The 14,161-nt window shown below is 59.3% G+C and carries 13 protein-coding genes; 10 read left to right on the forward strand and 3 right to left on the reverse strand.

The window, feature by feature from the left end; all coding sequences use genetic code 11:
• Positions 1-119 precede the first annotated feature (119 nt).
• Both IEX36_RS17690 and IEX36_RS03475 read left to right on the forward strand, forming a co-directional pair.
• On the forward strand, positions 120-653 hold the full coding sequence (locus IEX36_RS17690; protein ID WP_188757918.1) for a GNAT family N-acetyltransferase: 534 nt from the start codon (positions 120-122) through the stop codon (positions 651-653).
• Between the two features lie 287 nt (positions 654-940).
• On the forward strand, positions 941-3,781 hold the full coding sequence (locus IEX36_RS03475; protein ID WP_188757919.1) for a TonB-dependent receptor: 2,841 nt from the start codon (positions 941-943) through the stop codon (positions 3,779-3,781).
• Between the two features lie 28 nt (positions 3,782-3,809).
• On the opposite strand, the gene IEX36_RS03480 is transcribed toward IEX36_RS03475, so the two are convergent.
• Both IEX36_RS03480 and IEX36_RS03485 read right to left on the reverse strand, forming a co-directional pair.
• Positions 3,810-5,063 (reverse strand): MgtC/SapB family protein, encoded by a 1,254-nt coding sequence (locus tag IEX36_RS03480; protein WP_188757920.1) that lies wholly within the window; start codon positions 5,061-5,063, stop codon positions 3,810-3,812.
• Positions 5,064-5,230: 167 nt separating this feature from the next.
• Positions 5,231-5,416: a hypothetical protein gene (locus tag IEX36_RS03485; RefSeq protein ID WP_188757921.1), complete on the reverse strand. Its 186-nt coding sequence runs from the start codon at positions 5,414-5,416 to the stop codon at positions 5,231-5,233.
• Between the two features lie 230 nt (positions 5,417-5,646).
• Here IEX36_RS03485 and IEX36_RS03490 point away from each other — a divergent pair, with 230 nt between their 5' ends.
• The 3 genes from IEX36_RS03490 to IEX36_RS03500 all read left to right on the forward strand — a co-directional run bounded on the left by IEX36_RS03490 (position 5,647) and on the right by IEX36_RS03500 (position 7,272).
• Positions 5,647-6,681, forward strand: coding sequence for a 6-phosphofructokinase (locus IEX36_RS03490; protein ID WP_188757922.1), 1,035 nt, complete (start codon positions 5,647-5,649; stop codon positions 6,679-6,681).
• A gap of 135 nt (positions 6,682-6,816) precedes the next feature.
• Positions 6,817-7,071 carry a helix-turn-helix domain-containing protein gene (locus IEX36_RS03495; protein ID WP_188757923.1) on the forward strand — a complete coding sequence of 85 codons (255 nt, stop codon included), beginning with the start codon at positions 6,817-6,819 and terminating at the stop codon, positions 7,069-7,071.
• Positions 7,072-7,095: 24 nt separating this feature from the next.
• Entirely contained in the window at positions 7,096-7,272 is a 177-nt protein-coding gene (locus IEX36_RS03500) for a hypothetical protein (protein WP_188757924.1), read from the forward strand.
• A 64-nt stretch (positions 7,273-7,336) separates the two neighbouring features.
• On the opposite strand, the gene IEX36_RS03505 is transcribed toward IEX36_RS03500, so the two are convergent.
• Positions 7,337-8,218, reverse strand: coding sequence for a metallophosphoesterase (locus tag IEX36_RS03505; RefSeq protein WP_188757925.1), 882 nt, complete (start codon positions 8,216-8,218; stop codon positions 7,337-7,339).
• 112 nt (positions 8,219-8,330) lie between these two features.
• Between IEX36_RS03505 and IEX36_RS03510 the strand changes: the two genes are divergently transcribed.
• From IEX36_RS03510 to IEX36_RS03530, 5 genes are all read left to right on the forward strand, one after another.
• Positions 8,331-9,431, forward strand: coding sequence for an aminopeptidase P family protein (locus IEX36_RS03510; RefSeq protein ID WP_188757926.1), 1,101 nt, complete (start codon positions 8,331-8,333; stop codon positions 9,429-9,431).
• 43 nt (positions 9,432-9,474) lie between these two features.
• On the forward strand, positions 9,475-9,975 hold the full coding sequence (gene accB / locus IEX36_RS03515) for an acetyl-CoA carboxylase biotin carboxyl carrier protein (RefSeq protein ID WP_308422275.1): 501 nt from the start codon (positions 9,475-9,477) through the stop codon (positions 9,973-9,975).
• 386 nt (positions 9,976-10,361) lie between these two features.
• Positions 10,362-11,717, forward strand: a complete 1,356-nt coding sequence (gene accC / locus IEX36_RS03520; protein WP_188759797.1) for an acetyl-CoA carboxylase biotin carboxylase subunit — start codon at positions 10,362-10,364, stop codon at positions 11,715-11,717.
• Between the two features lie 23 nt (positions 11,718-11,740).
• The gene (gene thiE / locus IEX36_RS03525) at positions 11,741-12,364 is read left to right on the forward strand and encodes a thiamine phosphate synthase (protein ID WP_188757927.1); all 624 of its coding nucleotides are present in this window, start codon (positions 11,741-11,743) and stop codon (positions 12,362-12,364) included.
• Between the two features lie 183 nt (positions 12,365-12,547).
• Positions 12,548-14,101, forward strand: a complete 1,554-nt coding sequence (locus IEX36_RS03530; RefSeq protein WP_188757928.1) for an amino acid permease — start codon at positions 12,548-12,550, stop codon at positions 14,099-14,101.
• The last annotated feature ends 60 nt before the right edge of the window (positions 14,102-14,161 follow it).

Genomic DNA, 14,161 nt, shown 5'->3' on the forward strand with positions numbered 1-14,161 from the left:
CGAGCTTTATCGAGAAGGTAGGGTGAGCGTGCTTCTCATCAGCAATTGATCACGGACGAAAAGCTGACGCTTCATTACCACTTCGATAAAGTAGATATTAAAATGCCGGAGTCTTCTGCGTGCCTCCACAACCCTCTGCACGTTTGACATTTCGAAGTTGGACTGACCAGGACACCGCGCTTGCCGAGGCCTTATGGTGCGATCCGGAAGTGACTTACTACTTCGGCGGCGCGATGACCCGTGAACAGACGCATGATCGGCTGCATATCGAATGTGATCGCGAGACCCGTCTCGGCATCCAGTACTGGCCAATTTTCGTACGCGAGACTGGCGAATTTGCAGGGTGCGCGGGTCTAAGGCCGTGGTCGATGGATTCCAACACAGTTGAGGTAGGCGTCAATCTTATGCGATCTGTATGGGGACTGCGGCTAGGCGAAGAGGCTTTGCGTGCAGTGCTCGCGTATGGGTTCGATACGCTGAATCTCCCAAGGATTGTCGCGGGGCACGGGAGGGAACATGAAAACTCTCGGAAGCTGCTTGAGCGAGTGGGATTCAAGTACACACACGATATTCTCTGGGGGCCCAAGGAGATAGAGGTATGCATGTGGGCCATCCATGCGGGAGAATGGCGCGTGGAAAATCGGCCGCGATAAACGCCCTTCTCGTCAGCAATCGATCACGGACGAGAAGTTGACGTCGCAGTCCTGATCTATATCGAGGGAGCGCATAGGCGATTGTTTACTGGTTGCCTCGCTGTTCGCTCGCGTGCGCAAGGCTTCCTTCATCTCTCCCCATTCAGGAAATTTTGTAACCAGCTATTGACGAGGCGTTAACTTAGCTGCCTTACGATACCGCTCAGTTGATCTCCCAATCGTATCGCGCGCAGTGCGCGATTTTATAAGTCGAAACACATGCACTTGATGAGTGCAAGGGGAAAACATTGTCATCTCAAGCCTTCCGTTCCTTTCGCCGAGCGTCGCTTCTTGTATTCACGTTGTTGTTCTGCGGTCTTGTTGCGAGCGCAGGCGCACAGACACGCGGGGCCATCGGTGGGACCGTCACCGATCAGACTGGAGCGGCCCTGAAAGGTGCGCAGGTCTCTGTGCAGTCGCCGGCGCTTATGGTTTCGACGAATGAGCAGGGGCGGTTCTACATTAATAACCTCGCGCCTGGAACGTACAACCTTACGGTTTCCTACGTTGGTCTGGCCTCGTTCACCACTTCAGTGACGGTTAACGCGGGGCAGACCGCAAGCGTTGCTGCTCAGTTGCAGATCGCTGGCCGCGAAGAGACGGTTGTCGTATCGGCTCGCCGCGCTTCGGCTGAAGCTGAGGCGATCAACGAAGAGCGTGCTGCCGACAATCTGCTGCAGGTGATGCCACACGAAGTCATCACGAGTCTGCCGAATGCAAATCTGGCGGATGCGTTGGGGCGCCTGCCCAGCGTCACGCTGGAGCGCGACGAGGGTGAGGGCAAGTATGTGCAGGTCCGCAGCACGGAGCCGCGCCTGACGAATACAACGGTGGACGGTGTTAATCTGCCCTCCGAAGAGCCCGGTGTGCGTCAGATCAAGTTCGACGCTATTCCGTCCGGCCTTGTTGATTCGGTACAGATCAGCAAGACATTGCAGGCCAATATGGATGGTGACGGCATCGGCGGCTCGGTCAATCTGGTGACCAGAACTGCTTCCGATACGCCGACCTTCGAGGTCACGGGCCTTGGCGGTTATACGCCCATCATCAATGGCCGCGGCAACACGACTGAGACTGCCACATACGGCCGCCGGTTCGGCGCAAGCAAGAAGTTCGGCTTCATCGCCGGTGGTTCTTTTGACTGGGAGGGCCGCGGCATCGACGACATTGAGCCGGTGCCCGACCAGAATAGTGGCGAGACTTGGTTCGATGGCATGAGCCTTCGTGAGTATCAGTACTTCCGCTCGCGGTATGGCTTTGCCGGAAGCACTGACTACCGCATTCGCGATGGCTCGAACGTCTACGCGCGCTTTCTCTATAGCGATTTCAAGAACTATGGCGACCGCTGGGCCTATCAGTTGCAGGACAACACGCCGAATGTTTCGTTGCTTGCTCCAGGGAACCAGGGCGGCGTTCCTTCGTTTGATGGCGAGCTGCGGAACCCGGATATTCAGGTGGGCAGCCTGATTCTTGGCGGCACTCACGTCCTCAACTCCAGCTGGTTTACGTGGGAAGCCAATGTCGGACGTTCTTCTTATGGCAAGTCGCCGTATTCGGACGCGTACTTCAGCTCGACGCTTCCAGCGAGTAATTGCGAATTCAATTCGTCGGGAACCACGAACAAATACCTTCCGCAGTGGAACCAGGCCTGTTTCTCGGAGATTCAGAATCCCTCGAACTACACGCTTTCGAACATTACTCGCGATCTCGGAACGGCGGCTCAGTTGAACCTGGGGCTCGGTGGATCGGGAGCCAAGCAGTATCACATCGGCGGGCACTCGGCGGTCCTCGAAGTAGGCGGCAAGTTCCGCAACGAGCACAAATATGCCAACACCTACGTGCTGACGCTGACGCCGAACGGAACGGTGGGGATGTCGCAGTTTCCCAACAGCATGATCAACCACAACTATTACAACGGCGGCGCCTATCCGCTGGGCTACAACGTCTCTTTGGAAGATGTGCTCTCTTACGCCAACTCCAATGCGGGCGCGTTTAGCCAGAGCAGTACGCAGGGACAGGACGCGTCTGACTTCTCGATCGTGGAGAAGGTCGGCGCAGGGTACCTGATGAACACGATCGACTTCGCGCACGGCATCCGATTCATCGCCGGGCTGCGTGCGGAGAACACCAGCGACAATGTTCACAACCTCTCGTTCGGTGACACGGGCGTCACGCCAAACTCGTATTCGGGTTCTTACTACACGTTGTTGCCGAGCGCTTCACTCCGTTTCAATGCCGGGCCGGACAGCTACGTGCGCCTTATCTACGCGCGCGGGCTGTCGCGTCCTGACCCGCAAGACATTGCCCAGCCGCTTAGCTGGACGGTTTCGGGAAACGGCGCGAATCGTTACTCGGTCAACTTCGGCAATGCCAATCTGAAGGCTGAGACGGGCGACGATGTAGACGTCCTGTACGAGCATTACCTGAAGCCGTTCGGGATTATTTCGGCGGGCTACTTCTACAAGTCGCTCAAGAACCCGATTGTGTCGGAGACTTATCAGCTGACGGACTATCTGCCACCGGGCGCGCCGGAGGTGGACCGCGGAAACTATCTTGCGACGCAGCCGGTCAATGGCGGCAGCGCGTGGTTGAGTGGCTTTGAGGCCTCGTACCTGCAGCATTACAGTGCGCTGCCTGGCCTCTTCGGCGGGCTCGGGCTCTCGGCGAACTACAGCTACATCGGCTCACGTACGGATGGCATTCCGGGGCGCTCCGATCATCCGCGTCTGCTTCGCAATTCACCCAACATGTTCAATATCAGCCCTACTTATGATCGCGGGCGCTACTCGATTCGTATGGGCATTTCCTACAATCAGGCGAGCATCTACGGATACCAGTACCAGAACGGCACGCCGGGTGGTGTGAACGGACCGCTGAGCGATATTTACTTTTACTCGCATATCCAGGTGGATGCGCAGGGTTTTGTGAGATTGAAACGCGACCTGAGCCTGGTGGTCTCCGGCCTGAACCTGAACAATGAGGTGTTCGGGTTCTATCAGGGCAGCTCGCAGTACATGATTCAGCGGGAGTACTACCGTCCGACGTTTTCGGCGGGCTTTCGATGGACACCGAGGCGCGGCGAGAAGTAGAAGGCTCCCGCGCCGGATCAGGTTTTTATCAGGCTAGCCAGATGAGTGGGAGTAGTCCGGCGAGGGCGAGGGCGGCTAGGAAGATGAGGGCGCGGCGACCGGTGGGGCGGTCGGCGAGGCTGTAGGCGTAGATGCCTTTGATGATGTTGTTGCTGGAGGCGGCTATGAGGATGGCCCCGGCGGCGACCTTGACGGCGGTGATGGTGCCTGCGGCCTGGGTGAGGCCCATGATGAAGGGGTCCACGTCGGAGACGCCCATGACGGCGGCGAGCACATCGACGCCTGCTTTGCCGAGATAGCGGACGGCGAGCTGGGTGATGATGAGCATCGCGAGAAAGAGCAGCGCGAAGAGGAAGGCGGTGGTCAGCTCAAGCGGGTTTTTGGGCTCCTGATTTTGCTGGACTGTGACGCTTTTGGTGCGGCGCGTCCAGAGCCAGCCGAAGATGCAGGCGACTACGGCGAGTGTGATGAGAGGCATCCATAGCGCGTCGCGTAGCTGGCGATTGAAGAGCGCGAGCAGGGCGGTGAGGCGAAGATACATGACGCCGGAGGCCATGAGGATGCCTCCGGCGAAGAGGTTGGGCTGGTTTTCTTTCTTGCTCTGTTTGGCCAGAACGACGGTAGTGACGGTGGAGGAGTATGCGCCGCCTAGCAGAGAGGCGAGCACGATGCCTCCCTGGCCTTTTGCGATTTTTTGCAGGACGTAGCTGCCGTAGGAGATGGCGCTGATGGCGACGACGACCATCCAGGTCTTGAAGGGATTGATGTGGAATGGGCCGTACTCGTGGTTGGGAAGGATGGGCAGGATGACGGCGGAGAGCAGGAGGAACTTGGCGAAGGTGAGGATCTCGGCGGGCGGGGTGCGGGCTGCGAGCTTTTCAAGCGCGGACTTGAGGTCGAGCAGGAGCAGGCTGGCTACGGCAAGTGTGGTGGCGATCCAGAGGTGGTTGTAGCTGACGAGCGCGCCGACGAGGAAGGTGGTGAGGCCGGAGATCTCGGTGGTGGCTCCGGCCAGCTCGGACTGGGCGAGCTTGTGCCAGTAGGAGAGGAGCAGGAACGCAGCGACGACGAGGAAGCCTACGGTGAGTGGAAGGAGTTGCGTGCCGGAGAGCAGGGCGAGCGAGTAGCCGATGAGGCCGATGAGGGGAAAGGTGCGGATTCCGCCGAAGGTGTAGCCGCCGCCGGCTTTGTGCTCCTCGCGCTCGAGGCCGATGAGGAACGAGAGAAAGAGTACAAGGACGACTTTGATGGCTTCTGGGGGAAGCTCCTTCAAAAGCTGCATGGCGCCTCAAGGGTGATGCGTGATGTGCCATGACAGCATACACGGTGGGGCTTTCGGTTCATAAACAAAGAACCCCGCGTTGGCTGACGTGGGGTTCTCTGCTGGATCGTGTTGCTTCGCTGCACACGGAGATGCGCCTGGTGGCGAACGAAAGTGTTGGTGCTGGTTTAGCCCTGGTTCTGGTCGGAGCCGTCGTCTTCCTTCTTCTCTTCAAAATGCTCGGCGATGGCTTTGAGGCCCTCGGCTCCGCCTACGGCGGCGACGGCTTCGGTGAGCATGCCTGCGTTGGGGTCGAGCTTCTTGGTGGCTTCAACGGCGGCGAATGCGCCTGCTGCTTCTTCGAGAATTCCCATGATGTCCCTCCGTGTGGAACGGGTGTGCTTGCGCTCTGTTTGAGCTTGGACATCATACATCTTGCGTGTGAATTGGGGTAGCCGGGGCTAAAGCCCCTTTTTATGGTGCGATGTTCATGGGGCTAAAGCCCCATGCTTCCACCTGACAGCGGGATGGTTGCGGTAGAATTTTTTCGGTGTCTTAATCTGGAAGAAATCGATTGTCTGAAGTTCGATAGAAGGAGAAAGCAATGCGCGTTGGTATGTTGACTGGAGGCGGGGATTGTCCCGGACTGAACGCTGTGATTCGGGCGGCGGTGAGGAAGGGAATCCTGCACTACGGCGACGAGTTCGTTGGATTTATGGAAGGGTGGCGCGGCGTCATTGAGAACATGACCATGCCCCTGAATATGGAGACGACCTCGGGGATTCTGCAAAAGGGCGGGACCATTCTGCGGTCTTCGCGCACCAACGTGAAGAAGGTTCCGGGTGGGTTCGAGAAGTGCCTGGAGTCGATCAAGGCCAACAAGCTGGATGCGCTGATTGCGCTGGGCGGCGACGATACGCAGTCGATTACGCTGGCTCTGGGCGAGCATGGCGTGAAGTGCGTGGGCGTGCCGAAGACGATTGACAACGACCTGAGCGGCACGGATGCGTGCTTTGGGTTCGATACGGCGGTGATGATTGCGACTGAGGCTGTTGACCGGCTGCACTCGACCGCGGAGTCGCACAACCGCATTCTGGTGTGCGAGGTGATGGGGCGCGATGCGGGCTGGATTGCCATTACTTCGGGCATTGCAGGCGGCGCGGATGCGATTCTGGTGCCGGAGAAGCCGATCGATATCGAGGAAGTGTGCCGGCTGGTGAAGTATCGCTGGGAGCATGGGAAGAAGTTCTCGATTGTGGTGGTGGCTGAGGGCGCGCAGTTTCCGGAGAGCGAGCAGGCGACCCATGACACGAGCGTGGACTCGTTTGGCCATGCCCGGCTGGCCGGGATTGGCGATGCGGTGGCCAAGGAGATTGAGAAGCGCACGGGTTATGAGACTCGTAGCGTGAATCTTGGCCATACGCAGCGTGGCGGGACTCCTACGGCGTATGACCGGATGCTGGCGACGCGGTATGGCGTGGCGGCGATTGATCTGGTCCATGCCGGGAAGTTCAATCGGCTGGTGGTGCTGAAAGGCACGCAGATCTCGGACATTCCGCTGGCTGACGCGATTGCCAAGACGCGCACGGTGGGCGATGACCTGCTGAATGTGATGAAGAGCTTGCAGCCTCCTCGTTAGGTTCTAGTTAACAAAGGAGATTTTGCTTGTGCTGCCCTCAAAATGGGGGTACAAAGATGGTGCCGGGGGAGTTTCCTTCGGCACCGTTTTTGGTTTAAGGTTTGGGCAGGCGAGTTTTCCGGAAGAGGCGCACAGATGGGTGTCGCAGTGCAGATGGCGGTTCGCGAGGTGATGGATATCCGGCAGGCGTCGGAGTATCTGGGCATCAGCGGGGACACGCTTTACCGGTATGCGTCAGAGGGGTTCATTCCCGCGTTCAAGCTGGGGAACCGGTGGCGGTTCAAGAAATCGCTGCTGGATGCCTGGATGGATGAGAAGTCGGGCGTGAAGCCAGCGACGCCGGTGGCCGTGATGCCGAGGCAGAAAAAGCCTGTGGCGCGGGCCAGGTAATTGGCCGCTTCGCTGGTGAAATCCGTGCATCTCTATACGTTTGTCTATGGTGCGTTGGCGTTGGCGGCCTTCTGGGGCGTGGTTCGTCTTTGTTCGCGCTGGAGAGGATTGCCCTGGTACGCGGTTGTCGCTCGGGTGCTGGGGACACTGGTGCTGCTGGCGTTTGGGGTGCTGATGGTGTTTTATGCGGCGTTTGGGTGAGCGGCGCGTTAGTGACGGAGATTGGATTTTCGCTGTCGCGAAGATGGAGCACCCGGCTTGATTGCTATGTCCGTGAAGGCTGGAGGGTGAAGAGGGTGATCTCTGGCGGGCAGTTGAGGCGGAATGGGACGCCTACAGTACCGATGCCGCGGTTGACGTAGAGCTGCATGCGCTTTAGGCGGAAGTGGCCTTCGATGTATTTTTCGCCCATAGGAGGGGTGACGAGCGCGCCAAGGAGTGGCAGGCGTACCTGACCGCCGTGCGAGTGGCCGGAGAGCATGAGGTCGACGAGTGGGCCGCGTGGATGCTGGATGACGGTATCGGCGTAGTCAGGCTCGTGCACCATGAGGATGACTGGAGCCTTTGGGTCGGTGGGGAGGGTGAGGTCGAGATTGGGGGTGCTGGTGGTCGCGTCGGCTGTACCGGCGAGCCAGATACGGTCGCCTTTAATGTCGATGGGAAGGTTCTGGTTAATGAGCACCGGCGTGTCGTGGGTGGTGAGCGCTTCGATCACATACTGGGCCCCGAACATGTTGTCGTGGTTGCCAAGGATGGAGTAGCGCAGAGGGGCGGTGAGAGCGGTGAGCATCTCGGCGCAGCGATGGGCAGAGGAGGGTGAGTCGAAAAAAGAAAAGGCACCGTGGGTGACGAAGTCGCCGGTGAGCAGGACGAGGTCGGGTTTGAGGGCGTTGGTGTGCTCGATGACGCGCTCGAGGAAGATGGGCTCGGTGTACTCGACGAGGTGGATGTCGCTGAGCTGGGCGATGGTGAAGCCGTGGAAGGCGGTGGGGAGGTTGTCGATGTAGATGGTGCGGCGGACGATGTCGATCTCGTGGCGGGCAATTTCGCCTGAATAAATGGCGAGGCCAGCGGCGACGGCTCCGCTACCGACGAGGAAGTGCCTCCGGGTCAGTCGCTGCTGCTGGACGGGGAGGGTAACAGGCATATTTCATGATAACGGTTTGGCGGGCGCGATGCTTTAGTGAGAAGGTGTGATGCTGGCCCGGTAACGGTTCAGTTATGGGCGATGGAGCTTGGGTTGGGTAAAATCGGAAGTGATGAATTTTCTTGCGCGTAGGAAGAAAGCGGCGACAGCGGCGAAGGCGGCCGGGGTGGATGGGTTGCTGGTGACGCACCTGCCGGATGTGCGGTATCTGAGCGGGTTTACCGGGTCGAATGCGGCTCTGGCGCTGGCTGGTGGGCGGGCGGTGCTGTTTACCGATGGCCGGTACACGGCCCAGGCGAAGGCTGAGGCCAAGGGGATGCGAGTGGTAATCGCTCCTAAGGCTGCTGCCGTGGCGGCTTCGGAGTGGCTGGCGGAGGCGAAGGTCTGGCGATGCGGTTTTGATGATGGCAATACGACGGTTGCCGCGCTGAAGCAGATGCGGGCGGCGGTTCCGGCGAAGGTTCGGCGGGGGCTGTTTGAGCCGGTGGGGCCGCTGGTGGCGAAGCTGCGCTGGGTGAAGGATGCGGACGAGATTGCGAAGATTCGCAAGGCGGCGGCACTGGGATGCAAGCTGTTTGACGGGATGCTGGAATTTCTGGAGCCGGGGCTGACGGAGATGGCTGTGGCTGCGGAGCTGGAGCATCGGGCACGGCTGGCGGGTGCGGAGGGGATGTCGTTTGAGACGATTGTGGCCAGCGGGGAGCGGAGTGCGCTGCCGCATGGCCGGGCTTCGGCGGCGAAGTTGCCAAAGCAGGGGTTTTGCACGCTGGACTTCGGCGTGGTGCTGGATGGGTATATGAGCGACATGACGCGTACCGTTCACATTGGCAAGGCGCGAGGGGCGGAGCGGGAAGTGTATGATGCGGTGCTGGAAGCGCAGGAGGCTGCTGTGCGGAAGGTGGCTCCCGGCGTGGCGGCAGGCGATGTGGACGAGGCTGCACGCAGCGTGCTGCGGCGCGCGAAGCTGGACAAGTACTTCAGCCACTCGACCGGGCATGGTGTTGGACTGGAGATTCATGAAGGACCCCGGCTTGCAGCCAAGCAGGAGCAAAAGCTGGAAGCGGGAATGGTGATTACGATTGAGCCCGGGGTATACATGCCGGGAAAGTTTGGCTTGCGCATTGAAGACATGGTTTTGGTAACGTCTAAAGGCGGAAGTTCTCAAGGCGGCGAGGTTTTGACGCCGAGCGTGAAGGCCTGTCTTGAACTGTAGGCCGGGACTGTAACTGAAAAGTGCCGCGACAGGCACGGGAGAGATGATGGACGGAAAGACGTTGGACGAACTTCGCGGGCTGGTCGAATTCCTGAAGGCAAATGAGATTGCCGAGTTCGACATGGAGCAGGCTGATCTGAAGGTGAGGATCAAGTTTGCGGGTGGGATCGTGGCTGCGGGTTCGGTTGCCCAGGGAATTGACGCGGCACAGTTGAGCAGGCTGATGGCTTCGGCTGCTCCGGCACCTGGGGCTGCGGGGGCTGCTCATGTGGGAGCCGCGCCTGTTGCGGCTGCGGATGAGGGGCTGCATGAGGTGAAGTCGCCGATCGTGGGGACGTTCTATGAGTCGCCGTCGCCGGGCGCGCCGCCGTTTGTGAAGATTGGCGACCAGGTGGAGGCCGGGCAGGTGCTCTGCATCGTTGAGGCCATGAAGCTGATGAATGAGATTGAGGCCGATGTCGCCGGTGAGGTGGTGAAGCGGATTGCTGCAAGCGGACAGCCGGTGGAGTATGGGCAGCCTCTGTTTGCGATTAGGCCGAGGTAGTGCGAGCAATATGTTCTCGGAGTTCGTTATAGGAACCTCTATGAGCAAAGAAAACCGGGAACCTCCATTCATTGAAGAAATTAAACAACGACAACGAAATGTCCTTCCGCCAGACATCATTGCTCATGATCGGGACGTGAATGATGTCCTTTGGAACGGCTCTTCGAGCAACGCTAGGATTCAACGAGCAGGAGCATTTGTAATTGGACTTGCCATATCTTTGTGCGCGTTAGCTGTGATCTCTATGGCTGTCAAAAGGCGCGCGTGGCTCGGTCTTGTCATCGTGACTTGTATTGCTGGCAGCGGTCTTCGAGTGATGTACAAGAATTTGAAAAAGAGAAGGTGACATGGAGACGTTAAGTCTCTATGGGAAGGCTTCGGTGGAAATGTTTCGTAAGGTTTTGATTGCAAATCGTGGAGAGATTGCTTTGCGCGTGATTTCGGCGTGCAAGGAGATGGGCATCCGCACGGTTGCGGTGTATAGCGAGGCGGACAGGAACTCGCTGCATGTGCGGTTTGCCGATGAGGCGATCTGCATTGGGCCGCCGCGCTCGGCGGACAGCTATCTGAATGTGCCGGCAGTGATCTCGGCGGCGGAGATTGCGGATGTGGATGCGATTCATCCGGGCTATGGGCTGCTGAGCGAGAATGCGAACTTTGCCGAGGTGTGCCGGGCGTCGAATATCAAGTTCATCGGGCCGCCGCCGGAGGTGACGCGCATGATGGGCGAGAAGTCCACGGCGCGGCAGACGATGAAGAAGGCGAAGGTGCCGATTCTACCTGGGTCGGACGGCGTGATTGCCGACGAAAAAGAGGCGCTGGAGTGGGCGAAGAGCGTTGGCTACCCGGTGATTTTGAAGGCTGTCGCGGGCGGCGGCGGGCGTGGCATGAGGATTGTGCGCTCGGCTGAGGAACTGCCTGCGATGTTTCAGCAGGCTTCGACCGAGGCGGCGAATGCGTTCGGCAACGGCGACATGTACATGGAGAAGTTCATCGAGCGGCCGCGGCATATCGAGTTCCAGGTGCTGGCAGATGAGCACGGCAATGTGATGAGCCTGGGCGAGCGCGAGTGCTCGATTCAGCGGCGGCACCAGAAGCTGATTGAAGAGGCTCCAAGCCTGATGGTGAGCCCGAAGCTGCGCGAGGAGCTGGGCAAGACGATCAAGAAGGCGCTGGAGGCGATTGGATACTGGAACGCGGGGACGATTGAGTTCCTGATGGATGAGGATGGGAAGATCTACTTCATCGAGATGAATACGCGCATTCAGGTGGAGCACTGCGTGACCGAGATGGTGACGGGGATTGATCTGGTGAAGGCGCAGTTGCGGATTGCCGCGGGCGAGAAGCTGTCGTCGATCATCACGAAGCCGGTGGAGATTCGCGGGCATGCGATTGAGTGCAGGATCAATGCCGAGCATCCCGAAAAGTTCACGCCGAGCGCGGGCAAGATTACGGCGTTCAATGTGCCGGGAGGCAACGGCGTGCGCGTCGATACGGCGCAGTATTCAGAGGGTGTGGTGCCTCCGTACTACGACTCGATGATTGCGAAGCTGATCTGCCACGGCACGGACCGCACGGAAGCCATGGACAAGATGCAGCGGGCGCTCGGGCAGTTTGTGGTGCAGGGGATTCATACGACGATTCCGCTGCATCAGCGGATCTTTGCCGATGAGGAGTTTCGCGCGGGGCAGTTCGATACGAAGTTCATGGAGCGGTTTCTGGAGCGGCAGAAGAGCAGCTAGTCAGCAAGCCAGCGAGTTAGCAGATGATTTCCAGGTTTTATCCGATTGTGGATGCGGGTGTGCTGGCTCGGCGTAGGGTTGGTGTCGCTGATTTTGCGCGAGAGCTGCGGGCGGCTGGCGTGACGCTGGTTCAGTATCGCGATAAGGATGGTTCTCCGCAGGATGTGTTGCGCGCGGCGGCGGTGATTCGTGAGGCGTTTGCCGGGGCGGATTGCCGGTTGATTTTGAATGATCGAGCGGATTTGACTGTGCTTGCCGGGTGGGACGGCGTGCATGTGGGGCAGGATGATCTTTCGCCTGCGGATGCGCGGCGCGTGGTTGGGGCTTCGCGCTGGGTGGGGACTTCGACGCATTCGGATGAGCAGGTGCGTGTGGCTGATGCCGGCTGCGCGGATTACGTGGCTGTGGGGCCGGTGTTTGCTACGGGGACGAAGCTGGATGCGGAGCCGGTGATTGGGCTCGATGGGGTTCGGCGGGCGCGGGCGCTGACTGCGAAACCGATTGTGGCGATTGGTGGGATTACTCGGGCGAATGCTGCGGGCGTGATTGCTGCGGGCGCGGATTCTGTGGCGGTGATCAGCGGGTTGTTTGTCGAGGGTGAGACGGTTCAGAAGGTGGCTGAAGACTTTCTCCGAATTTTCGGGTAGAACTGACGAGGCGCAATTTTGCGGCTGGTTGGCTTTGGCGTTCGGGTTGCCGGATGAAAAAGCAGATTCCTCCGCTGCGCTACGGAATGGAAATGCAAGAGAGTGGCTTTTAGATGGAAATGCAAGCCACTTTTGCCGCGTTTCCTGTATGGCCGTGATTTGAGATGTGTGAGGGTTTGCGGGATGTCGAAGCTGCTGGCGACTAAGCCAATCGAAACAATTCTGGGCGAGGCCGCCGAGACGGGCAACACGACGCTGAAGCGTACGCTCGGGCCGACCAACCTGGTTGCGCTGGGCATCGGCGCAATTATTGGGACGGGAATCTTTGTACTGACCGGGCCGACGGCTGCGCTCTATGCCGGGCCGGGCGTGGTGTATGCGTTTATCGTTGCGGCGGTTGCGTGCGTCTTTGCCGGGCTTTGCTATGCGGAGTTCGCTGCGATGATCCCGGTGGCCGGGTCCGCGTACACCTATGGATACGCGACGCTGGGTGAGATCTTCGCGTGGATCATTGGCTGGGACCTGGTGCTGGAGTATGCGTTTGGCGCGGCGACCGTGTGCTCGGGGTGGAGCGGCTATGTGCTGAGCCTGTTGCAGGACTTTCATATACGGCTGCCGCCAGAGATTGCCGGAACGCCGGGGACGCCGTTTGTGTACTGGCAGGGGCACTGGGAGCTGCTGAGCCGCATCACAATGAAGCTGGCGCAGACGGGGGTTGATCCGAACACGCTGCCGCACAGGTATGGCGTGTTCAACCTGATTGCGTTTATCGGGATCATGGCAGTGACGATGATTCTGGTCATCGGCATCAAGGAGTCGGCGAACTTCAACTCGGTCATCGTTGCGATTAAGGTGATTGTGCTGCTGATCTTCCTGTGGCTCGGTGGCGAGACGCTGATGCATCACCAGGAGCTGCTGAAGATGAACTGGCACCCGTTCGTTCCTCCGAATACGGGGACGTTTGGGCAGTTCGGCATGTCGGGCGTGATGCGCGCTGCGGGCGTGATCTTCTTCGCGTACATCGGGTTCGATGCGGTGTCGACGGCGGCGCAGGAGGCGAAGAATCCGAAGCGCGATATGCCGCTGGGGATTCTGGGTTCGCTGATTATCTGCACGGTGCTGTACATTCTTGTGGCTCTGGTGCTGACTGGCCTTGTGAATTATCACGACCTGAATGTGCCGGACTCGCTGGCGGTCGGCATTGATGTGACGGGCGTGCGCTGGGGCAGCTTTCTGGTGAAGATTGGCGCGCTGGGCGGGCTTTCGAGCACGATGGTGGTGATGTTGCTGGGGCAGAGCAGAGTGTTCTTCTCGATGTCGAAGGACGGCCTCTTGCCGAAGTTCTTCTCAACGGTGCATCCGAAGTTTCAGACGCCGTGGATCTCGTCGCTGACGGTGGGCGTGGTGGTGGCGACGTTCGCTTCGCTGATTCCGCTGGCGAAGCTGGGCGAGATGACGAGCATTGGGACGCTGCTGGCGTTCATCATCGTCTCGGCTGGCGTTTGGGTGCTGAGGAAGCGGCGTCCGGAGCTGCCGCGGCCGTTCCGCGCACCGTGGATGCCGGTGACTCCGATCCTGGGGATCGTGGTGTCGCTGGCGATGATGCTGTTCCTGCCCTGGGAGACGTGGGCCCGGCTGATTATCTGGCTGATCGCTGGAATGTTTATTTATGTGTTCTACAGCAGGCGGCACAGCAAGGTGCAGATCGAGCTGGGCGAGGAAGTGGCTGGGGACTAATACCGGCGTGATCGCGTATTTATTCACTGCTGCTGCCAAGTGCGCCATCCTCGGTCGCAG

Source organism: Edaphobacter acidisoli (assembly GCF_014642855.1).
GTDB classification, from domain to species: domain Bacteria; phylum Acidobacteriota; class Terriglobia; order Terriglobales; family Acidobacteriaceae; genus Edaphobacter; species Edaphobacter acidisoli.

Coding starts and splice junctions, on each gene's coding strand:
- IEX36_RS03480 (WP_188757920.1), bottom strand. CDS start 5,063: ATGCAGCTTTTGAAGGAGCTTCCCCCAGAAGCCATCAAAGTCGTCCTT.
- IEX36_RS03485 (WP_188757921.1), bottom strand. CDS start 5,416: ATGGGAATTCTCGAAGAAGCAGCAGGCGCATTCGCCGCCGTTGAAGCC.
- IEX36_RS03490 (WP_188757922.1), top strand. CDS start 5,647: ATGCGCGTTGGTATGTTGACTGGAGGCGGGGATTGTCCCGGACTGAAC.
- IEX36_RS03495 (WP_188757923.1), top strand. CDS start 6,817: ATGGGTGTCGCAGTGCAGATGGCGGTTCGCGAGGTGATGGATATCCGG.
- IEX36_RS03505 (WP_188757925.1), bottom strand. CDS start 8,218: ATGCCTGTTACCCTCCCCGTCCAGCAGCAGCGACTGACCCGGAGGCAC.
- IEX36_RS03510 (WP_188757926.1), top strand. CDS start 8,331: ATGAATTTTCTTGCGCGTAGGAAGAAAGCGGCGACAGCGGCGAAGGCG.
- accB (WP_308422275.1), top strand. CDS start 9,475: ATGATGGACGGAAAGACGTTGGACGAACTTCGCGGGCTGGTCGAATTC.
- accC (WP_188759797.1), top strand. CDS start 10,362: ATGTTTCGTAAGGTTTTGATTGCAAATCGTGGAGAGATTGCTTTGCGC.
- thiE (WP_188757927.1), top strand. CDS start 11,741: ATGATTTCCAGGTTTTATCCGATTGTGGATGCGGGTGTGCTGGCTCGG.
- IEX36_RS03530 (WP_188757928.1), top strand. CDS start 12,548: ATGTCGAAGCTGCTGGCGACTAAGCCAATCGAAACAATTCTGGGCGAG.